Origin of the sequence: Aureimonas sp. SK2 (genome assembly GCF_029813115.1) — a bacterium.
GTDB lineage: Bacteria > Pseudomonadota > Alphaproteobacteria > Rhizobiales > Rhizobiaceae > Aureimonas.
The window spans coordinates 165748-186909 of sequence record NZ_JAPZDS010000007.1 but is presented as its reverse complement, the minus strand read 5'-3'; the positions used below and the strand labels follow the sequence as shown (position 1 = coordinate 186909).

Genomic DNA, 21162 nt, shown 5'->3' with positions numbered 1-21162 from the left:
CGCATCCATCCGGCAGCCGGGAGGGCACGCCATGAGAATCGGCCGGGACGTCATCGCGGCGGCCAACGACAAGCTGCGCGGGGAGCACGAGGCGGACTACGCCGCGCTTGGCGAGAAGCTGGCGCGTCGGGGCGTATCGATCGACGCCGTGACGCGGCAGGTGGCGGAGTTTTCCGTCGCAGTTCCCTCCTGGGGCGTCGGCACGGGCGGCACGCGCTTCGCGCGCTTTCCGGGGCCGGGTGAGCCGCGCGGCATCTTCGAGAAGCTCGACGACTGCGCGGTGATCAACGATCTCGGCGGCGCAACGCCCGCCGTCTCGCTGCACTACCCCTGGGACAAGGCACCCGCCGCCGACTTGCGCGCCAAGGGCGAGGAGCTCGGCCTCGGCTTCGACGCCATGAACTCCAACACCTTCCAGGACCATCCGGACGATCCGCGCCAGCCGCTGTCCTACAAGTTCGGCTCGCTGTCGCATGGCGACCCGGCCGTTCGCGCCCAGGCGGTCGAGCACAATTTGGAAACGGTCGAGCTCGGCCGAGCGATCGGCTCCAAGGCCCTCACAGTCTGGATCGGCGACGGCTCCAACTTCCCCGGCCAGAGCGACCTCGGCCGGGCGTTCGAACGCTATCTCGGCGCGATGAAGGAGATCGTCGCCCGCCTTCCGGCGGACTGGCGCATCTTCTCCGAGCACAAGATGTACGAGCCGGCCTTCTACTCCACCGTCATGGCCGACTGGGGCACGAGCTACCTGACGGCCATGGAACTCGGGGACAAGGCCTTCTGTCTCGTGGACCTCGGCCACCATGCGCCCAACGTCAACATCGAGCAGATCGTGGCGCGGCTGATCCATGCCGGCAAGCTCGGCGGCTTCCACTTCAACGATTCCAAGTACGGCGACGACGATCTCGACGCCGGCTCGATCGATCCGTTCCGCCTCTTCCTCGTCTTCAACGAGCTGGTGGAGGCGGGTGCGCGGCTGGATGCGCTGGCGCCCTCCTACATGATCGATCAGTCGCACAACGTGACGGACCCGATCGAGAGCCTGATCCGCTCGGCCGGCGAGATCCGCCGCGCCTATGCACAGGCGCTGCTGGTCGATCGCGCCGCCTTGCGCGGCTATCAGGACGAGAACGACGCTCTGATGGCATCCGAGACGCTGAAGGCCGGCTTCCGGCTGGATGTCGAGCCGATCCTGGTGCGGGCGCGTCTGGAAGCGGGCGGAGCCATCGATCCTATCGCCGCATACCGGACGAGCGGCTACCGCGCTCAGGTTGCGGCCGAGCGCCCGGCCGCGAAGGCATCCGGCGGCGGAATCGTCTGAGGAGACCTCAATGACCAATCTGTATCGCGCCGCGATCGAAGAACTCAGCCGTGTCGCCGACGCGATCGACGACGTCGCGGTGGATGAAGCCTGCCGGCGCATCGCAGCCGCACGCCATGTCTGCGTCTATGCGGGCGGGCGCGAAGGGCTGCAGGTGAAGGGCTTTGCCATGCGCCTGTTCCATCTCGGGCGCTCGGTCTCCGTGGTCGGCGACATGACGACGCCGGCCCTCGGGCCGGGCGATCTCTTCTTCGTCGTCTGCGGGCCGGGTGAGATTTCCACGGCCGTCGCCCTTGTCGGCGTCGCCCGAGCGGCGGGGGCCGAGGTCGTGGTGGTGACGGCCCAGCCGCAGGGCCGCGTGCCGCAGATGGCGGATTTCGTGCTGACCGTGCCGGCCCAGACCATGGCGAACGACCAGGGCGCGGCGGCGACGTCCGTCCTGCCGATGGGCTCCCTGTTCGAGGGCGCGCTCTTCGTTCTCTTCGAAGCGATGGTGCTGAAGCTCAAGACCCGCCTCGGCGTCAGTCCCGAAGCGATGCGCGCCAACCACACGAACATGGAATAGGCGACAGGAACCGGCCGGCGGAGCACGGGTTTCCCTGCGGATATCCATGCCGAAGGAGGCCCCCATGCCACAGGGCGACAAGTCGAAATACACCGACAAGCAGAAGCGGAAGGCCGAGCATATCGCCGAGGGCTACGAGGACCGCGGCGTGTCGGAAAAGGAAGCCGAACGGCGTGCCTGGGCCACCGTCAACAAGGTCAGCGGCGGCGGCAACAAAGGCGGCTCAGGAAAGGGCCACGCCGAGTCCCACGCATCCGCCCACAAGGGCGGGGAGAAGGGCGGCAAAGCGTCCGCCTCGCGCACCGCGGCGGAGCGCTCGGCCTCGGCCAAAAAGGCGGCTGCCACGCGCAAACGCAACGTCGAAGCGAGCCACGCCCATCATTGAGCAAGGTGCGGTCAAACGAAAGACGCCAGCCCGAGGGCTGGCGTCTTGAACGCGGCTTGAAGAACTCAGCGTGCCGGCGGGATGGCCGTCTCGCCCTGGCTGTTACCGGGGACCGGAGCGGCCGGATCGGCGGGAACCGGGGTCGCGTCGGTGGGCACGACAACGGTGCTGGCGGCTTCGACCGGCATCGTGGAGTCGATGCCCGAGCTATTGCCCGGAACCGGGACCTGGCTCGTGTTCTCGGCGGTCGAGGCCGGGGGGGCGTCGGTCGGCACGATCACCGTGCTTGCGGCTTCGGCCGGAACGGCCGATTCGATGGCCGAGTCGTTGCCCGGCACCGGCACCTGGCTCGTGCCCTGGGTGGTGGTCGCAACCGGCGCGTTGCCGGCCGTGGTCTGGGCCAGAGCGCCCGTGGACAGGGCGGCGGTCGTGGCCAAGGCAATGATAAGGCGGTTCATGGAATACTCCCGATAATGACAAGCGAACCCGCCGCGAGCGACGCTCGTTCCCGTCGCAATCTTCGGATCTTCCTAACAACTGCGTCCGTGATATTTGGTTCCACAACAAGTTCACGCAGCAGGCTTTCGCCAGCTCATTTCCTGGATCTGCCCTTGGCCGATCCGTTTTCGTCGGGCTATCGTTCCCCGTGAATCGCCGAAGGCCGACGAAGATGCGGCCGGGCGGGAGGAACGGGCATGAACGCATTCGCGCTGAGCGCCGATCAGGAGGCCGTCCGTGCGATGGCCCTGCAGTTCGCCGCCGAAAAGATGGCGCCTTTCGCCGGGACCTGGGACGAAGAGCGTAGGCTCCCGGTTGAGACGCTCCGCGAGGCGGCTGCGCTCGGCATGGGCGCGATCTACGTGGACGAGGCGCTCGGCGGCTCCGGCCTTGGCAGGCTCGACGCCGCGCTGATCTTCGAGGCCCTGGCGACCGGCTGCCCCAGCGTCGCGGCGTTCCTCTCGATCCACAACATGGCGACCTGGATGATCTCGCGCTTCGGCGGCGAGGCCCTGCGCGACGCCTGGTTGTCGCGCCTCGCAAGCATGGACGCGATAGCAGCCTATGCGCTGACCGAGCCGGACGCCGGATCGGATGCCGTCTCGCTGCGAACCCGCGCGACGCTGGATGGGGACACCTATCGAATTGATGGAGCCAAACAGTTCATCTCCGGCGGTGGCCTGGCCGATGCCTATGTCGTGATGGCGCGCACGGGCGGCGAGGGGGCGGGCGGAGTATCCGCCCTTCTGGTGCCGGGCGACGCGCCGGGACTCTCCTTCGGGCCGAACGAGCGCAAGATGGGCTGGAACGCCCAGCCAACACGCGCCCTGATCTTCGAAGGTTGCCGGGTCCCCGCGGCCAACCTCCTGGGCGCGGAAGGGCAGGGTTTCTCGATCGCCATGGCAGGGCTCGACGGCGGCCGCCTCAACATCGCGGCCTGCTCGCTCGGCGGCGCCTCGGCGGCGCTGGACAAGGCCGTGGCCTACATGAACGACCGCCGGGCCTTCGGAAAGCCGCTTGCGGAGCATCAGGCGCTGCGCTTCCGGATGGCCGACGCGGCGACCGATCTCGAAGTCGGCCGCAGCATCCTGTGGCGCGCCGCCGCGGCGCTGGGTGCGGGTGATCCGGGGGCCACCGTGCTCTGCGCCATGGCCAAGCGCGTCTGCACCGACAAGGGCTTCGCGATCGCCAACGAAGCCCTGCAGATGCATGGCGGCTACGGCTACCTCGCCGAATACGGGCTGGAGAAGATCGTTCGGGACCTGCGCGTCCACCAGATCCTCGAAGGCACCAACGAGATCATGCGCGTGATCGTGTCGCGGCACGTGCTCGGCCGCTAGGCCCGTTCCGTCCTGCCGCGTCCGGTCTTTGGAGGAGTGCATTCATGACAGCCAATCCGATCATCGCCTTCGTGGGCCTCGGCAATATGGGGCGCCCCATGGTAGGCCGGCTGTCCGCCGCCGGCGCCCAGGTGCGGGCCTTCGACGCGTCGACGGCCGCGATGGAGGCCATCCGCACGGCCGGCGTGCCGACCGCCGGCTCGCTGTCCGAAGCATTGGAGGGGGCGGATGTCCTGATCACCATGCTCCCGGCCGGGCGGCATGTCGTCTCGGTCTGCGAGGAGGCCTATCCCCGGCTCGGCGTCGGTGCGCTGCACATCGACTGCTCGTCCATCGATATCGCCAGCGCGAAGGCGGTCCACGCGTCGGCTGGGGCTCGCGGCCTTCTGTCGGTAGACGCTCCCGTTTCCGGCGGTACGGGCGGCGCGGAGGCGGGTACGCTGACCTTCATGCTGGGTGGCGAGGCGCGCGCCGTAGAGGTGGCGCGGCCGATCCTCCAGCCGATGGCCGGACGCATCGTCCAATGCGGAGAGGCGGCGGCGGGCCAGGCGGCCAAGATCTGCAACAACATGATCCTCGGCATCTCGATGATCGGCGTCTGCGAGGCCTTCGCGCTCGCCGAGAAGCTCGGCCTCTCGCACCAGGCGCTGTTCGACGTGGCCTCCAAGTCGTCCGGTCAATGCTGGTCGCTGACGAGCTACTGCCCGGTGCCGGGTCCGGTGCCGGCCTCGCCCGCAAACAACGGTTACAAGCCGGGCTTCGCGAGCGCGCTGATGGCCAAGGATCTGGGCCTGTCGCAGGCCGCCGCGGACGATGCGGGCGTCTCGACGCCCATGGGTGCGCTGGCGCGCTCTCTCTACGACCATCTGGTCGGCGAGGGGGGCGGAGATCAGGACTTCTCGGCCATGATCGAGTTCCTGCGCGCCGGCGGCCCGGCCCGCCCCGGAGGAGCGGCCCGATGACCACGCTTTTGGAAGCGCGGGATTTCCTGCTCGCCCATCGCAACGGCCTGGACGCCGCCCGTGCGGGCTTCCGCTGGCCCGACCCGCAGACCTTCAACTGGGCACTGGACTGGTTCGACGGCGTGCTGGCCGCCGATCCCGCCACCCGCGACCGACCGGCGCTGCGGATCGTCGACTGCGCGGAAGCGCGCGAGACGAGCCTTTCCTTCGGCGAACTCTCCGAACGGTCGAACCGGCTCGCGGGTTTCCTGCGCGAAAAGGGTCTGGCGCGCGGCGACCGGCTGCTGCTCCTGCTCGGCAACGAGCCGCTGCTCTGGGAGGTCATGCTCGCGGCCTTCAAACTCGGCGTGGTCGTCATTCCCGCGACACTTCTGCTGACGGCGAGCGAACTGGCCGACCGGATCGCGCGGGGCGGCGTGAAGGCGGTGGTCACCGACCCCGGCCAGTGCGCCAAGGTGGACGAGGCGGGCTTCGGCGGGCTCAGGCTGGTGTCCGGTTCGGCCATGCCGCAGGGATGGACCTCGCTCGACGCGCGTCATGATGCGCCGGCGGCCTTCCGCTCGGACGGGGAGACGCGCGCCGACGATCCGCTGCTTCTCTACTTCACCTCCGGCACCACGGCGAAACCGAAGCTCGTGCTCCATACGCACCGCAGCTATCCGATCGGCGCGCTGACCACGATGTACTGGCTCGGCCTTCGGCCGGGCGACGTGCATCTCAACGTGTCGTCGCCCGGCTGGGCCAAGCACGCCTGGAGTTCCTTCTTCGCCCCGTGGAACGCCGGCGCCTGCATCCTGATCGTCAATCAGCCGCGCTTCGACGCAAAGGTCCTGCTGGAGGCGATCGGCACGGCCGGCGCGACCACGCTCTGCGCGCCGCCGACCGTCTGGCGGCACATCGTGCAGGAGGATCTCGGCGCCGTCCGGCACAGCCTGCGCGAGCTGTGCGCGGCGGGCGAACCGCTGAACCCGGAGGTGATAGAGCGCGTGAGGGCGGCCTGGGGCCTGCGCATCCGCGACGGCTACGGCCAGACCGAAACGACGGCGATGGTCGCCAACGCGCCCGGCCTCGACGCCGCGCCGGGGTCGATGGGGCAGCCGCTGCCGGGCTACGACGTGGAGATCCTCGACGCGGACGACCGACCGGCGGAGGAGGGCGAGGTCTGCCTGCGGCTCGGGGCGTCCCGTCCGGCCGGATTGATGGCGGGTTACCTGCGCGACGACGGCACGCTGGCCGGGACCGACGGCGAGGTCTACCGGACCGGCGACGTCGCCTTCCGCGACGAAGGAGGCGGGCTGACCTTCGTCGGCCGCTCGGACGACGTGTTCAAGTCGTCGGACTATCGGATCAGCCCGTTCGAGCTGGAAAGCGTCCTGGTCGAGCACCCGAGCGTGCGGGAGGCGGCCGTGGTGCCCCTGCCCGACGAGCTGCGGCTTGCGGTGCCGCGCGCCTTCGTGGCGCTGGCGGAAGGCGCGCGCGCCGACCTCGAGACCGCTCGCTCGATCCACGCGCATGCAGCCCAGCGGCTTGCCCCCTTCAAGCGTATCCGCGAACTGGTGATCGTGGAGGATCTGCCCAAGACCGTGTCCGGCAAGATCCGACGCGTCGAGCTGCGCCGCAAGGAGAAGGGCGAGATCCGCGACGAGACGGTGCTGGCGCAGTTCTCCGAACGCGATCTCGGGGTGTGAGGCTCAGGCCGCGTTCTCGTCGGCGAGGACCCGGCCGAGAACGCTGACGAGGGCCGTGCCGTCACACGGTTTGTTGCAGACCTCGACGCCGGGATAGCGCTCGCTCAAGGTCCGCTTCTCGCCCTGGCCGGTGTGAAAGACGAAGGGCACGTGTTCCTGCCGGAGGATGTCGGCCACGGGATAGGACACCTTGCCGTGCAGGTTCACGTCGAGGATCGCAGCGTCGAAGCGCTCGCGCTTGGCGCAAGCTTCCGCGATCGCGAGCGTGCCGGCGCAGGTCACGCGCGCGCCGTTCTCGTGAAGTTCCGCCTCGATATCGATGGCGACCAGGAACTCGTCTTCCACGACGAGCACATGCTTGCCTGCCAGTGCGGTTCCAGTCGCTGCCGCCAAGATACTCGTTCCTACAAAACCCGACCCGCCCGCACCGACGGCGGGAGGAAACGCCTTTGGCCGATGATGGGTCCGCGTGTCAAAGGCACAGCATGAGACAAAAGTTCCTTCCGAACAGATAAGCGGCCGAAAACCGCTGGGGGTTTCCGGCCGCCTGTCGCCTTGCTGCCACGTCAACCGCGGCGGCGGCGGAGCTGGTCGAAGTAGACGATGACGATGATCAGGACGCCGGTGATGATGCGCTGCCAGAACGAGTTCACGTTCAAGAGATTGGCGCCGTTGTTGATCGTCGCGAGGATGAAGGCGCCGATCAGCGGGCCGTGGATCGAGCCGACCGCGCCGAAGAGGCTGGTGCCGCCGATCACGGAGGAGGCGATGGCCTGAAGCTCCCAGCCCTCGGCCTGCGTGGCATTGCCGACGCCGATGCGGGTGGCGAGAAGGATGCCGACGAAGGCCGCGCAGATCGCCGAGAGCGAGTAGGCCATGTAGATGGTGCGCGACACGTTGACGCCGGAGAGGCGCGCCGCCTCCGGGTTGGAGCCGACGGCGAAGAGATATCGCCCGAACCGCGAGCGATGGAGGAAGACGAAGGCCGGCACCGCGACCAGGATCACCATCCAGAACAGGTTGGGAATGCCGAGAAAGGCGCCGCGCGAGAACTCGTTGAAGGCGGGATCGGTGATCGAGATGGTCGAGCCGTTGGTGATGACGAGGCCGATGCCGCGCAGCGCCGTCAGCGTCGCCAGGGTGATGATGAAGGGCGGCAGGCCCATCTTCACGATGCCGAACCCGTGGAACAGGCCGATGGCGAGGCCCATGACGAGGGTGAGGATCACAGCGATCCAGACCGGCACGCCCGCCTGAAGGAGCCAGGCGATCACGGTGGTGGAGAAGCCGACCACGGCACCGACCGACAGGTCGATGCCGGCCGTGATGATGACGAAGGTCTGCCCGATGGCCAGGATCGCGATCATCGACCCTTGGCGCAGCAGGTTCGAGATGTTGTTGGCCGTGGCGAAGGTCGGCGTCGCGAAGGCGAGGAACACCCAGAGCGCGACGAGGAGGCCGAGCAGGGTCAGCGCGAAGAGGAATCCGAAGTTGCGGCGCGGCTTCTTGAGAGCGGCGACGGCGTCGGCATTGGAGCTTTGAAGGGTCATGGGTAACCTCGTTCAGACGCCGATCGCCTGGGTGAGAATGTCCTCGTGCGTGGACTGGTGAAAAGCGCTGGTGCCGACGAGCCGCCCGCCGCGGAAGACGTGCAGCGTGTCGGCGAGTTCGTAGACTTCGGGCAGGTAGGACGAAATCAGGAGGATGCCGGCGCCGTTCTTGAGGAGCTGCCCGAAGAGGCGATAGATTTCGGCCTTGGTGCCGACGTCTACGCCCACCGTCGGCTCGTCGAAGATGAAGACCTCGGCGCCGTGGTTTAGCCACTTGCCGATCACGATCTTCTGCTGGTTGCCGCCCGACATGGAGGACGCGAGAGAGCGCCGGCTCGGCGTCTTGATCGCGAGGTTCCGGATCTGCTGGTCGGCGTGCTCGGCTTCGAGGCGCGAGCTGATCGTGATGCCGCGCGTCAGCCGGTCGTAGATTGGAAGGTTGAGGTTGAGGCCGATGGGAAGGTTCAGCGCCAGGCCTTGGTCGCGCCGGCTTTCGGGCGCCAGCGCAATGCCGAGGTCGATCGCCTTGCGCTCGCTGCTGATCTCGACCGGCTGCCCCTTCCAGAAGATCTCGCCGCCGGTCTTCGGATTGCGGCCGAAGAGGCTGAGCGCGAACTCGCTGCGTCCCGCGCCGATCAGGCCGTAGAGCCCGACGATCTCGCCCGCGCGCACCGTCAGCGATACGTCGGAGAAGCCGGCGCCGGACAGGTTCCGGGCCTCGATCAGCGGCGCGCCGAGGGCGACCTCCTCCTTGTGGTAGATCTGTTCCAGCGAGCGGTTGATCATCATGGCGACGAGTTCGGCGTCGTTGGTCTCGCCGATCAGGCGCGTGCCGACATGGGTCCCGTCGCGCAGCACCGACACGCGGTCGGCCAGCTCGAAGATCTCCTCCATGCGGTGACTGATATAGACGATCGTAACGCCTTCGGCCTTGAGGCGCCGGATCAGCGTGAAGAGCTGAGCGGCTTCCTGGCGGGTCAGATAGGCGGTCGGCTCGTCGAAGATCAGGAAGCGGGTGCCGCGCAACGAAGCGCGGGCGGTGGCCACGAGCTGCTGCTGGCCGATGGTGAGCGAGCCGAGTTCCGCCTCGGCCGGCAGGTGGAAGCCGAGATCGTCGAGGATCGCCTGCGCGGCCTCGTTCATCTTGCGCTTCTGCAGGAGCCCGAAGCGTACCGTCTCGTCGCCGAGGAAGATGTTGGCGGCAACCGACAAGTGCCGGCAGAGGACCACCTCCTGGTGCACGGCGTTGATGCCATGGTCGATCGCCTCCTGCGGGGTGGCAAGATCGACCGGCTTGCCCTGCCACAGGATCTCGCCGCCGGAGCGCCGGATGACGCCGGTCAGGAGCTTGATCAGGGTCGATTTGCCCGCCCCGTTCTCGCCGACGATCGCATGCACCTCGCCAGCCTGGAAGGCGAGCGACGCGGGCTTCAGGGCCAGGACCGGGCCGTAGCGCTTCTCGAGCTGCCTCAGCTCCAGGATCGTGGTGCCGGCGGCCGGTAGCGGATCGTCGGTCGGGTGGAGATCGACGGGAAGGGGGTCGTGATGCGTCGAGGACATGGCACCCTCCGAAGGGCTGCATCGGGGCGCGCCCTCCGTTTGCGCGGAGAGCGGGCGCGAACATGCGTCGGAAGCGTCCGGGAGGCCCTGCGGCGAGGGCTGGAACGGAGAACGGGGATGGGAGCCGTCGGCGGCCGTCCCGGCAAGGCGGGGCGGCGGACTGCGGCGCGTTCGGACGCTTCGAGCCGGAGGGCGGCCAGCGCCGCCCTCCGGCCGGGACCCTTAGTTGACCTTCGGGTTCAGAAGCTCCTGCGAGCGGGCCTCGTTCATGTTCTCGGTCGTGATGAGGTTGGCGCCGGTGTCGACGTTCTTCTCCACCGACTCCTTCTTGGAGGCGGCGAGCGCCGTCTTGATGCCGTCGTAACCCATCCGGTAGGGGTCCTGCACCACGAGGGCGGAGATGACGCCGTCCTTCAGGAAGCCCACGAGGCGGTCGTCGCTGTCGAAGCCGATCAGGGCGACCTTGTCCTTGGCATTGTTCTCGGCGATCGCCTGGCCGGCGCCCTGCGCCATGATCAGGTTCGAGGCGAAGATGCCGACGAGGTTCGGGTTCGCCGTGAGAAGGTCGGTCGTGATGTTGAGACCGGTCGCGGCCTGGCCGTCGGCATAGCGGTCGGCCACGAGCTTCAGGCCGGGATACTTGGCGAGCTGCTCGATGAAGCCCTTCTTGCGCTCTTCCAGCGAGCCGGCGTTCGGCGCGTTGGTGATGAGCGCGACCTCGCCTTCCTCCTTGCCGGTCTTCGCCTTGATGGCGGCCGCGAGGCCGTCGGCGGCGATGCGGCCGCCCTGGACGTTGTCCGTCGTCAGGAACGAGGTGAAGGCGTCCGACTCGGCCGAGGAGTCGATGCCGATGACCGGGACCGACTTGGCGGCCTCGGTGATCGGGGGGCCGAGGGCGGTGCGCTCGGTCGGGGCGATCACGATCGCGGCCGGGTTGCCGGCCACGGCGTTCTCGAGAATCGAGATCTGGCCGTTGATGTCGGTCTCGGCCTGGGCGCCGAGCTCGGGCACGTTGACGCCGAGGTCCTGGCCCGCCTTGCGGGCGCCGGCCAGAACGATCTGCCAGTAGAAGGAGGTTGTGTCCTTCACGATGATCGGGATGGTCGGCTGCTGCGCCAGGGCGGGCGCGCTCGGGATGCCGAGGGCGAGCGTCGCGGCGGCGATACCGGCCAGGGCAAGCCGGCGAGTCAGAGTCAGAGTGGTCATCGGGTTTCCTCTCCCAAAATAGACCGGTTGTTCCGGTTCTTGTTCAAACTGAGATAAACATACCGTATCGGCGGTCCGCAGCCTTGGCAAGAGCCTTGCTCGCCCGAAACCCCCGGAATACAGCGGTTCAGAGCACGCCCGTCTTCAGGATCAAGTTGCCGTAATGGCGGGTTTCCCCTGTCGAGACGATCAGACATGCCGTTTTTGCCCGCTCGTAGAACGCGAAACGTTCCAGCGAGCGGATCGGGAAGTCGCCCGCGCGGCGGCGGACGACTTCGGCGAACTCTTCGGCGATCGGCGGAACCGCGCCGGGATCTCCGACCACTTCCATGCGGAAGGCCGCGTCCTCCACGAACGTGTCGAGCGGCAGGTGCGCCAGGATCGCGGCCGCGGCGGTCACCGCGTCCACTCCGTCGAGACGCACCACCCGCGGCCCCAGCGAATGGGCGGGGAAGTTGGCGTCGGCGATCACCATCTCGTCGCCGTGCCCGAGCGAGCGCAGCGCGTGGAGGAGATCGGGGCCCAGAAGCGGATGGATGTTTCGCAGCATCGCTTGCCTCCCTCAGATGTTGGTCCAGCCGCCGTCGATCGAAATCGCCTGGCCGGTGACGAAGCCCGATTCGCGCGAGGCGAGGTAGACGGCAAGGGCGGCGATCTCCTCGGGCTTGCCGAGTCGGCCCATGGGCTGGCGGGCGGCGAATGCGGCGCGCGCCGCTTCGAGATCGCCGGTCGCGCGCATCCGGTCCTCCAGGGACGGACTCTCCACCGTTCCCGGACAGATCGCGTTGGCGCGGATGCCCTGGCCGACGAAATCGGCCGCGACCGATTTCGTCAGGCCGATCACCGCCGCCTTGGACGCGCCGTAGACGAAGCGGTTGGGCGCCGCGATCACCGACGAGGCGACCGAGGCGATGTTGACGATCGAACCGCCGCCGCCCTCGATCATGGCCGGCAGGAAGGCGCGCACCATGCGGAACATGGAGCGGACGTTGAGATCGAAGGCGAAGTCGAACTCCTCCTCCGTGCAGTCGAGGATCGTGCCGGCATGGACGAAGCCGGCGCAGTTGAAGAGAATGTCGGCGCGTCCGACCTCGCGGGCAAAGGCGGCGACCGCCGCCCCGTCGCGCACGTCGAGGCGGCGCACCGTGATGCCGGATTCGGAGCCGAGCTCGGCGAGCTTCTCCTCGTTGATGTCGGAGGCGATCACCTCGGCGCCCTCGCGGGCGAAGGCAAGGGCGGTGGCGCGCCCGATGCCCTGTGCGGCGGCGGTGACCACCGCGCGCTGTCCGGCCAGACGGTTCGTCACTGGCGTTCTCCTTTTGGCGCCGGGGGGCGCGGCATGATGGCGGAACCCTCGTCCGATGGGGCCGAGACCGGCGCGGCGAGCGCGGCGCTGATGCGCTCTGCCGCCCGTGCGATCTCGTCGCCCAAGGCCTCGGGCTCCACCGGGTCGTTCAGGATCCGAAGGTGAGGGCAGGTGAGCGCGGCGACGGCACCCGTGTCCTCCGGGTCGAAGATCGGCAGCGAGACGTCGGTCACGCCTTCGGTGATGCCGGACGCGCGCACGACCCGGCCCGCCTGGCGGAACCGGTCGAGGCGCGCCTGGAGGTCGGCGAAGTCGAAACCCCGGTCCTCCGCGGCGATGGCCTCGAACGTGCGCTCGCGCCGGCGCTTGCTCATGAAGGCGAGGAGGCAATGTCCCGAGCCCGTTCGCACCAGCGGTTGCCGATAGCCGATGCGCACGGAGAAGCCGATATGCGACACGCTCTCCACCCGCGCGATCACGACCATCTGCGTGCCGCTCGGCACCGCGAGGTGGCAGGAATAGCCCGTCGTTTCGGCGAAGTCGCGCATGACCGGGAGAGCCGCGTCGGTCAGCGAGCGGTGCAGCGGCCGGTTGAGGCCAAGGCGGAACAGCTTGTCGGCGACGACGAATCGGTCCGGTCCGTCGCGGTCGAGGTAGCCGCGCGCTTCCAGGACGGCGACCATGCGGAAGATCTCGCTGCGCGTGCGGCCGAGCGCCTCGGCCAGTTCGCCGAGGTTCAGCGCCGCGCGCGTCGCCGACAGGTGTTCCAGGATGTCGAGCCCCTTCTCCAGCGCCGGGGCGCTGTAGCGGGCGGCATCCTCGGACGCTTCCTGGCGATCGGTTGACATGCGTTTCCGCTGGTGATTTCAGTTTTCATATATGAACAGGGATTTTCCGGCATGTCCACCACTATCGCTGGTTTCGAGACCTTCGACATCCGCTTCGCCACGTCGATGAAGCTGGACGGGTCGGACGCCATGAACCCCGACCCCGACTATTCCGCCGCTTATGTCGTGCTGCGCACGGGAAGCGCCCTGGAGGGGCACGGCCTCGCCTTCACCATCGGCCGGGGCAACGATCTCGTGACGGCGGCGATCTCGGCGGCGGCCGAGCGGGTGGTGGGCCTGTCGATCGAGGAGATCGCCGCCGACATGGGCGGTTTCTGGCGGCGAATCACCGGCGACAGCCAGTTGCGCTGGCTTGGGCCGGACAAGGGCGTGATGCACATGGCGATCGGCGCCGTGGTGAACGCGGTCTGGGACCTGTGGGCGAAGCACGAAGGCAAGCCGGTCTGGCAGCTCATCGCCGACATGGCGCCCGACCAGGTCCTCGATCTCGTGGACTTCCGCTATCTCGGCAACGCGCTGACGCGCGACGAAGCGCGCGCGATCCTGGAGCGCGCGGCGGAGGGCAAGGCCGAGCGTCTGGCGATCCTGTCCGACAAGGGCTATCCGACCTACACGACCTCAGCCGGCTGGCTCGGATACGACGACGAGAAGATGCGCCGCCTTTGCCGTGAGGGCATGGCGGAAGGCTGGACGCACTTCAAGCTCAAGGTCGGCCGCGACCTCGACGACGACATCCGCCGCTGCCGCATCGTGCGCGAGGAGATCGGCCCGGACCGCACGCTGATGATCGACGCCAACCAGGTCTGGGAGGTCGGCGAGGCGATCGACTGGGTGAACCGGCTGGCCGAGTTCCGCCCCTGGTTCATCGAGGAGCCGACTTCGCCGGACGACGTCATCGGCCACGGCCAGATCAAGGCCGGCGTCGCGCCGGTCAAGGTGGCGACGGGCGAGATGTGCCAGAACCGCATCATGTTCAAGCAGTTCCTGCAGGCCGACGCGATCGACGTGGTGCAGATCGACGCGGCTCGGGTCGGGGGCCTCAACGAGAACCTCGCGATCATGCTGATGGCCGCCAAGTTCGGAAAGCCGGTCTGCCCGCACGCCGGGGGCGTGGGCCTGTGCGAATACGTCCAGCACCTGTCGATGATCGACTATCTCGTCGTCTCCGGCACGATGGAAGGGCGGGTGGCCGAGTATGTCGACCATCTGCACGAGCACTTCGTGCACCCCTGCGACGTGCGCGGCGGGCGCTACATGCCGCCGCGCGCGCCGGGCTTCTCCATCGAGATGAAGCGCGCCTCCATCGAGGCGCATCTGTTCAGGGGGTGAGGGGCTCGGCTCTGGCCGTGATCTGTCCGCTGCGCTCGCGCTGAAGGTAGCGCGCGGTCATGGAGACCGCCGCCACCGCGAGCCCTGCGGCGAGGCCCCACCAGACGCCGACCCCTTGCCAGCCGAGGGGGAAGGCGAGCGTGTAGGCGATCGGCATGCCGACGGCCCAATAGCTTGCCACGGCGATCAGCATGGGCGTGCGCGTGTCCTTCAGCCCGCGCAGGACCCCGTTGGCGGTCACCTGCGCGGCGTCAATGAGCTGGAAAGCGGCCGCGACGAACAGGAGCGGAATGGCGGTCGCGAGGACCCGCGCGGCGTCCGGCTGTCGCAGGTCGAGATAGAGGCCGATCAGCCTCTCCGGCATCAGCCAGAACAGAAGGGCGGCGAAGAAGGCGATGCCGACCGCCACCATCATTGCCACCCGCGCCGCCCGCGCGACGTCCTCCGCACTGCCGCGCCCGTAGGCCGAGCCGACGCGAACGGTCGCCGCGCTGGAAAGGCCGAGCGGGATCATGAAGGAGATGGAGGCGAGCTGAAGGGCGATGCCGTGTGCGGCCAGCTCCACCGTGCCGATCCAGCCCATCATCACCGAGGCCGCCGTGAACAGGCCGACCTCGGCGACGATGGTTGCGCCGATCGGCCAGCCGAGGCGCGCCACCTCGCGGAACGCCTCCCAGTCCGGCAGGTGGAACCGGCGCCAGAGGTCGTAGGGTTGGAGGGCCAGCACCAGGCGGGTGTAGGCGAAAAGCGCGCCCACGATGAAGACGGAGGTCGTGACGGAGGCGATACCCGACCCCGTCAGGCCGAGGGCCGGAAAGCCGAAATGGCCGAAGATCAGCGCATAGTTGCCCAGCGCGTTGACGAGAGCGCCGGCGACGGTGATCGCCAGCACGGCCCGCGGCCGTTCCAGCGCGCTGAGATAGGACCGCAGCACGAAGGTCATGAGATAGGGCAGCATCGACCACTGAAGGATGCGCATGTAGTGGCCGCCGAGGTCGGCGACGCGGGCGTCCTGGCCGAGGGCGAGGAAGATGTCGCGCGTGAACCAGAGCGGCACCATCACCGCGGCGCTGTAGAAGCCGACCACCCAGAGTCCCATGCGCACCGAGCGGCGCACCGCGCGCGTGTCGCCCCGCCCGTTGGCGGCCGCCGCCATCGGCATCACCGCATAGGCGAAGCCCGAACCGAACATCCAGAAAACGTAGAAGGTCTGCGAGGTGAGGACGGCGGCGGCGAGCTCCACCGGGCCGAGCCGTCCGATCAGCACGGTGTTGGTGACGTTGATCGACATCTGCGCGAGCTGCGCCCCGATCAGCGGCAGGCCGAGCAGGAGCATCGCGCGCAGGTGCGCGCCCCACGAGACGGACGCGGGCGCGCCGGCTTCGGCATTCGTGCCAAGCGCCACCATCGTTCCGACCCCCGCTGCTGTTCCCGGTTTGAACGGCGGTGGGTAGACCCGGTCGGCGCCCCTGTCCAGCTTCGCGGCGCGAGCACGCGCCCCGTCCGCTGCTGCGATGCAGCGACGAATTGTTCGGGACATGCACCCGTGCGCCGCGTACTTGATTGACAAGACTGGAGCGGTTCGAAATAACGCAGACAATTGGGATCCGTTCCTCGCGGATCCCTCGCGTGCCCCGGACAGCCGGGGTTTCTTCGTCGCTATCCGATTGCGTGGAATGGTCATGGCCCTGCGAATCCTCCAAGTGAAAGACGCGTCCGGCTCGCTGCAGGTCGTGGCGGCCGGCGACGAAGGCATGGGCCATGTCGTGCCGGGTTACTTCTCGGCCTATGACCTGGCGCAGGCGACCGTCGCGCGCGGCTCGACGCTGGCCGACGAGGTCGAGCGCGCCGGGCGCGGGGAGGCGGTGGACCTCGATGCGGCGCTCGCCGAAAGCCGGATCCTGATGCCGATCCATCATCCGAATCCAGCGCACTTCATTGTGGCGGGTACGGGCCTCACGCATCTCGGCTCGGCCGACGGGCGCGACAAGATGCATAAGGCGCAGGCGGGCGAGCAACTCACCGATTCCATGCGCATGTTCCGCATGGGCCTTGAGGGCGGCAAGCCGGCGGCGGGCGAGATCGGCGTGCAGCCCGAATGGTTCTACAAGGGCGACGGTTCCTGCCTCGTCGGCCCGGGCGAGCCCCTGACCTCGCCCGTCTTCGCCAAGGACGGCGGCGAGGAGCCGGAGCTGGCCGGCATCTACCTGATCGGCCCGGACGGGACGCCCTTCCGCCTCGGCTTCTGCCTGTCCAACGAGTTCTCCGACCACGTCGTCGAGCGCGGCAACTACCTCTGGCTCGCCCACTCCAAGCTGCGGCAGGCCTCGCTCGGCCCCGAGCTTCTGGTCGGTGATCTGCCCGACCACGTCGAGGGCACCTCGCGTATCCGCCGCGACGGGGAGCTGGTGTTCGACAAGCCCTTCCTGTCGGGCGAGGCGAACATGTCCCACACGATCGCCAATCTCGAGCACCACCATTTCAAGTACGACCTGTTCCGCCGCCCGGGCGATCTGCATGTCCATTTCTTCGGCACGGCGACCCTTTCGGTCACCCATGGCGTGAAGACGCAGAAAGGCGACCGGTTCGAGATCGAGGCCCGGCCGTTCCGGTTGCCGCTCGTCAACCCGCTGGCCGAGACGGCGGGCACCGAGACGCCCGTCGCCGTTCGCTCGCTCTGAGATCGTCCATGACCCTGCGCGTCGCCATTCTCGGTCTCGGCAAGATCGCCCGCGATCAGCACGTTCCCTCGATCGCCGCTGTCGATGGCGTGGAACTCACCGCCGTCGCCAGCCGCAATGCGTCGCTCGAAGGCGTTGCGTGCTTCTCGACGCTGGACGAGCTGCTGGCCCGACCCGACCTCTTCGACGCGGTGGCGCTCTGCACCCCGCCGCAGGGTCGGAACGAGCAGGCCTCGGCGGTGCTCTCCGCCGGGAAGCATGTGCTTCTGGAAAAGTCGCCCGGCGCGACGGTGAGCGAGGTCCGTCCGTTGGAAGCGCTGGCGCGTGAGAAGGGTGTCGCGCTCTTCGCCACCTGGCATTCGCGCTTCGCGCCGGCGGTCGAGCCGGCCCGGTCATTCCTCGCTTCCACGACGGTGCGCTCCGTGCGGATCGAGTGGAAGGAGGACGTGCGCAAGTGGCACCCTGGCCAGGAATGGATCTGGGAGCCGGGCGGCCTCGGCGTCTTCGACCCCGGCATCAACGCGCTGTCCATCCTCACCGCCATACTTCCGCGGCCTGTGTTCCTCACGCGCTCGGACCTCTCCTTCCCGGAGAACCGCGCCGCCCCCATCGCGGCGAGCATGACCTTCTCCGACGGGCATGGCGTTCCGGTCGAGGCCGAGTTCGACTGGCGCGAGACGCGCGGCGAGATCTGGAACATCATGGTCGAGACGGATGCGGGCTCGCTGATCGTCGCGGACGGCGGCAAGCGGATGCTGGTGGACGGCGCCCTGCGCCTCGACGAGCCGGATCGCGAATATGCCGGCATCTACCGCCGCTTCGCCGAACTGGCGGCCGGCGGGCGCATCAACGTCGATCTTTCGCCGCTCCAGCACGTCGCGGACGCCTTCCTGCTCGGGCGCCGGCACGTGGTCGAAGCCTTCGTGGAGGCTTGAGGGTGAGCGACGTGCAAGGTCTCGAACGCCGGACCTTCGGAGCGCTGCCGGACGGCCGCGCCGTCGAGATCGTGCACCTGCGGGCGCAAGGCATCGAGGCGCGCGTCCTGACCTATGGCGCCACCTTGCAGGCGCTTCTGGTCCCGGACCGCGAAGGCCGCGTCGACGATATCGTGCTCGGTCACGACGACCTCGACGGCTATGTCGCCGCCCGGAGCTTCTACGGCGCCACGATCGGTCGCTACGCGAACCGTATCGCGGGCGGAACCTTCTCCATCGACGGCGAGCGGTTCCAGGTTCCGGCCAACGACGGTCCCAACGCGCTGCATGGCGGGCCGGACGGCTTCGACCGGCAGCTCTGGGAGATCGCTGGGACCGGCGAGGGGGCCGAGCCCTTCGTGCGCCTGTCGCGCACCAGTCCCGACGGCGAATGCGGCTTTCCCGGACGGCTCGACGTCGATGTCACCTACCGCGTACGCGCGGGCGAATTGGAGATCGCCTTCGAGGCGCGAACCGACCGATCGACCGTGGTGAACCTCACCAACCACGCCTTCTTCAACCTCGGCGGGACGGAGCGGTTGACGGACATTCTCGGTCATGAGCTGACGATCGAGGCCGACGAGTTCCTCTCCGTCGGCGAGGGCGCCATCCCCGTAGGCGGTCCGGCGGATGTCGCGGGCACGGCTTTCGACTTTCGTGAGGCGACGCCCGTCGGCACCCGCGTGCGCGCGGCGGAAGAGCAGATCAGACAGGGCCGGGGCTACGACCACAACTGGTGCCTGCGGGGCGCCGCCGGTGGGAAGCCGAGGCTGGCGGCGACGCTGCGCCACCCGTCCAACGGCCGCGTCATGGAACTCCTGACCGACCAGTCGGGCGTCCAATTCTATTCCGGCAACTTCCTGGACGGAACGTCGGTCGGCAAGAACGGCCTGACATATCGAATGGGCGATGCGCTCTGCCTGGAGCCGCAGCTCTACCCCGACACGCCCAACCGCCCGGACTTCCCGTCCGCGCGGCTCGATCCCGGCGCGACCTATCGCCACCGGTCCCTCTATCGCTTCAAGCATGCCTGACGTGACAGGCCTCGCCCTCTAGGGTGTCGGGGCCGAAGGAGAAATGACCATGTCGAACGACCTGACGACCGTGATCGAGGACGCTGATGAGCTGAAGACGCCGGGCGGCAACCGCGGCCACGGCCGCGCCGGCACGACGCTGCGCTCGCGCGCCTGGTTCGACAACCCGGACAATGCCGACATGACCGCGCTCTATCTCGAGCGCTACATGAACTTCGGCCTCAGCCAGGAAGAGCTGCAGTCCGGCCGACCGATCATCGGCATCGCGCAGACCGGCTCCGATCTCAGCCCCTGCAACCGCCACCATATCGAGCTGGCGCAGCGCCTGCGCGAAGGAATCCGCGAGGCGGGCGGCATCGCGATCGAGTTCCCGGTCCATCCGATCCAGGAGACGGGCAAGCGCCCGACCGCCGGCCTCGACCGCAACCTTGCCTATCTCGGCCTCGTCGAGATCCTCTACGGCTACCCGCTGGACGGCGTGGTGCTGACGATCGGCTGCGACAAGACCACGCCCGCCTGCCTGATGGCGGCGGCGACGGTGAACATTCCGGCGATCGCGCTTTCGGTCGGGCCGATGCTGAACGGCTGGTTCCGCGGCCAGCGCACGGGCTCCGGCACCATCGTCTGGAAGGCGAGGGAGCTGATGGCCAAGGGCGAGATCGACTATGCCGGCTTCATCAAGCTCGTCGCTTCCTCCGCGCCCTCCACCGGCTACTGCAACACGATGGGCACAGCCTCCACCATGAACTCGCTGGCCGAGGCGCTGGGCATGCAGCTTCCCGGCTCGGCCGCCATCCCCGCGCCCTACCGCGACCGGCAGGAAGTCGCCTACCGCACCGGCCTTCGCATCGTGGACATGGTGCGCGAGGATCTGAAGCCGTCCGACATCATGACCAAGGACGCCTTCATCAACGCGATCCGCGTCAACTCGGCGATCGGCGGCTCCACCAACGCGCCGATCCACCTCAACGCGCTCGCCCGCCACATCGGCGTCGACCTGACGGTGGACGACTGGCAGGAGTTCGGCGAGGAGATCCCGCTGCTGGTCAACCTTCAGCCGGCCGGCGAGTATCTTGGCGAGGACTACTACCATGCCGGCGGCGTTCCGGCGGTGGTGAACCAGCTCATGGAGCAGGGCCTCATCAAGGAGAACGCGATCACCGCCAACGGTCGCACCATCGGCGAGAACTGCCGCGGCGCGCCGATCGAGGATGAAAACGTCATCAAGCCCTACGACAAGCCGCTCAAGGCCAAGGCGGGCTTCCTGGTGCTGAAGGGGAACCTCTTCTCGTCGGCGATCATGAAGACCTCGGTGATCAGCCCCGAATTCCGCGACCGCTACCTGAACAACCCGAACGATCCCAATGCCTTCGAGGGCAAAGCCGTGGTCTTCGACGGTCCGGAGGACTACCACCACCGGATCGACGATCCCGCGCTCGCCATCGACGAGAACACGATCCTCTTCATGCGCGGCGCCGGTCCGATCGGGTATCCCGGCGCGGCGGAGGTCGTGAACATGCGTGCGCCCGACTACCTCATCAAGAGGGGCGTGACCTCGCTCGCCTGCATCGGCGACGGGCGCCAGTCCGGCACCTCGGGCTCGCCGTCGATCTTGAACGCCTCGCCGGAAGCGGCGGCCGGCGGCAACCTCGCCGTCCTGAAGACGGGCGATCGGGTGCGCATCGACCTCGGGCGCGGCACCGCCAACATCCTGATCTCGGACGACGAGCTGGCCGAGCGCCGCGCGGCGCTCAAGGCCGAGGGCGGCTACAAGTATCCCGAGCACCAGACGCCGTGGCAGGAAATTCAGCGCACGCTGGTTGGCCAGATGGAGACGGGTGCCGTTCTGGAAAACGCCGTGCAATACCAGCGTCTGGCGCAGACGAGGGGCGTGCCCCGCGACAACCACTGAAGG

20 protein-coding genes are annotated in these 21162 nt (G+C 68.3%); 11 read left to right on the top strand and 9 right to left on the bottom strand.

The window, feature by feature from the left end:
- The first annotated feature begins 31 nt into the window (after positions 1-31).
- The 3 genes from rhaI to O5O54_RS11100 all read left to right on the top strand — a co-directional run bounded on the left by rhaI (position 32) and on the right by O5O54_RS11100 (position 2271).
- A complete protein-coding gene (rhaI, locus tag O5O54_RS11110; RefSeq protein WP_279481692.1) occupies positions 32-1321 on the top strand; it encodes an L-rhamnose catabolism isomerase in 1290 nt (429 codons plus the stop codon).
- A gap of 10 nt (positions 1322-1331) precedes the next feature.
- The gene (locus tag O5O54_RS11105; protein WP_279481688.1) at positions 1332-1886 is read left to right on the top strand and encodes an SIS domain-containing protein; all 555 of its coding nucleotides are present in this window, start codon (positions 1332-1334) and stop codon (positions 1884-1886) included.
- 64 nt (positions 1887-1950) lie between these two features.
- Complete coding sequence (locus O5O54_RS11100) at positions 1951-2271, top strand: plasmid stabilization protein (RefSeq protein ID WP_279481686.1); 321 nt, start codon at positions 1951-1953, stop codon at positions 2269-2271.
- Positions 2272-2336: 65 nt separating this feature from the next.
- Here the strand turns inward: O5O54_RS11100 and O5O54_RS11095 are convergent, their stop codons facing one another.
- Positions 2337-2729: a hypothetical protein gene (locus O5O54_RS11095; protein ID WP_279481684.1), complete on the bottom strand. Its 393-nt coding sequence runs from the start codon at positions 2727-2729 to the stop codon at positions 2337-2339.
- A 237-nt stretch (positions 2730-2966) separates the two neighbouring features.
- Between O5O54_RS11095 and O5O54_RS11090 the strand changes: the two genes are divergently transcribed.
- The 3 genes from O5O54_RS11090 to O5O54_RS11080 are packed head-to-tail and all read left to right on the top strand — an operon-like array spanning position 2967 to position 6759.
- Positions 2967-4109 (top strand): acyl-CoA dehydrogenase family protein, encoded by a 1143-nt coding sequence (locus O5O54_RS11090; RefSeq protein ID WP_279481682.1) that lies wholly within the window; start codon positions 2967-2969, stop codon positions 4107-4109.
- A 44-nt stretch (positions 4110-4153) separates the two neighbouring features.
- On the top strand, positions 4154-5071 hold the full coding sequence (gene mmsB / locus O5O54_RS11085) for a 3-hydroxyisobutyrate dehydrogenase (RefSeq protein WP_279481680.1): 918 nt from the start codon (positions 4154-4156) through the stop codon (positions 5069-5071).
- Positions 5068-6759, top strand: coding sequence for an AMP-binding protein (locus O5O54_RS11080; protein ID WP_279481678.1), 1692 nt, complete (start codon positions 5068-5070; stop codon positions 6757-6759). The genes mmsB and O5O54_RS11080 overlap by 4 nt, the downstream gene beginning before the upstream one ends.
- A gap of 3 nt (positions 6760-6762) precedes the next feature.
- On the opposite strand, the gene O5O54_RS11075 is transcribed toward O5O54_RS11080, so the two are convergent.
- From O5O54_RS11075 to O5O54_RS11045, 7 genes are all read right to left on the bottom strand, one after another.
- A complete protein-coding gene (locus tag O5O54_RS11075; protein WP_279481677.1) occupies positions 6763-7152 on the bottom strand; it encodes a response regulator in 390 nt (129 codons plus the stop codon).
- Between the two features lie 173 nt (positions 7153-7325).
- Positions 7326-8309, bottom strand: coding sequence for an ABC transporter permease (locus O5O54_RS11070; protein ID WP_279481675.1), 984 nt, complete (start codon positions 8307-8309; stop codon positions 7326-7328).
- 12 nt (positions 8310-8321) lie between these two features.
- Positions 8322-9869 carry a sugar ABC transporter ATP-binding protein gene (locus tag O5O54_RS11065; protein ID WP_347814882.1) on the bottom strand — a complete coding sequence of 516 codons (1548 nt, stop codon included), beginning with the start codon at positions 9867-9869 and terminating at the stop codon, positions 8322-8324.
- Between the two features lie 222 nt (positions 9870-10091).
- Positions 10092-11075, bottom strand: coding sequence for an ABC transporter substrate-binding protein (locus O5O54_RS11060; protein ID WP_279481672.1), 984 nt, complete (start codon positions 11073-11075; stop codon positions 10092-10094).
- A gap of 127 nt (positions 11076-11202) precedes the next feature.
- Positions 11203-11625: an RbsD/FucU family protein gene (locus O5O54_RS11055; RefSeq protein ID WP_279481670.1), complete on the bottom strand. Its 423-nt coding sequence runs from the start codon at positions 11623-11625 to the stop codon at positions 11203-11205.
- Positions 11626-11637: 12 nt separating this feature from the next.
- Positions 11638-12381: an SDR family oxidoreductase gene (locus O5O54_RS11050; RefSeq protein ID WP_279481668.1), complete on the bottom strand. Its 744-nt coding sequence runs from the start codon at positions 12379-12381 to the stop codon at positions 11638-11640.
- Positions 12378-13229, bottom strand: coding sequence for an IclR family transcriptional regulator (locus tag O5O54_RS11045; RefSeq protein ID WP_279481666.1), 852 nt, complete (start codon positions 13227-13229; stop codon positions 12378-12380). The genes O5O54_RS11050 and O5O54_RS11045 overlap by 4 nt, the downstream gene beginning before the upstream one ends.
- A 51-nt stretch (positions 13230-13280) precedes the next feature.
- Here O5O54_RS11045 and O5O54_RS11040 point away from each other — a divergent pair, with 51 nt between their 5' ends.
- Positions 13281-14558: an L-fuconate dehydratase gene (locus O5O54_RS11040; RefSeq protein ID WP_279481664.1), complete on the top strand. Its 1278-nt coding sequence runs from the start codon at positions 13281-13283 to the stop codon at positions 14556-14558.
- Here O5O54_RS11040 and O5O54_RS11035 read toward each other — a convergent pair.
- Positions 14548-15966 carry an MATE family efflux transporter gene (locus tag O5O54_RS11035; protein WP_279481662.1) on the bottom strand — a complete coding sequence of 473 codons (1419 nt, stop codon included), beginning with the start codon at positions 15964-15966 and terminating at the stop codon, positions 14548-14550. The two genes, O5O54_RS11040 and O5O54_RS11035, sit on opposite strands and share 11 nt — an antisense overlap.
- 274 nt (positions 15967-16240) lie before the next feature.
- On the opposite strand from O5O54_RS11035, the gene araD1 reads away from it, so the two are divergent.
- Genes araD1 through O5O54_RS11015 form a run of 4 tightly spaced genes read left to right on the top strand, consistent with a single transcriptional unit; the run spans position 16241 to position 21159 of the window.
- Entirely contained in the window at positions 16241-17239 is a 999-nt protein-coding gene (araD1, locus tag O5O54_RS11030; RefSeq protein ID WP_279481661.1) for an AraD1 family protein, read from the top strand.
- Entirely contained in the window at positions 17236-18174 is a 939-nt protein-coding gene (locus tag O5O54_RS11025) for a Gfo/Idh/MocA family oxidoreductase (RefSeq protein ID WP_279481820.1), read from the top strand. Before araD1 ends, O5O54_RS11025 begins: the two co-directional genes overlap by 4 nt.
- Positions 18175-18176: 2 nt before the next feature.
- The gene (locus tag O5O54_RS11020; protein ID WP_279481659.1) at positions 18177-19247 is read left to right on the top strand and encodes a galactose mutarotase; all 1071 of its coding nucleotides are present in this window, start codon (positions 18177-18179) and stop codon (positions 19245-19247) included.
- Between the two features lie 49 nt (positions 19248-19296).
- Positions 19297-21159, top strand: a complete 1863-nt coding sequence (locus O5O54_RS11015; RefSeq protein ID WP_279481657.1) for a dihydroxy-acid dehydratase family protein — start codon at positions 19297-19299, stop codon at positions 21157-21159.
- The last annotated feature ends 3 nt before the right edge of the window (positions 21160-21162 follow it).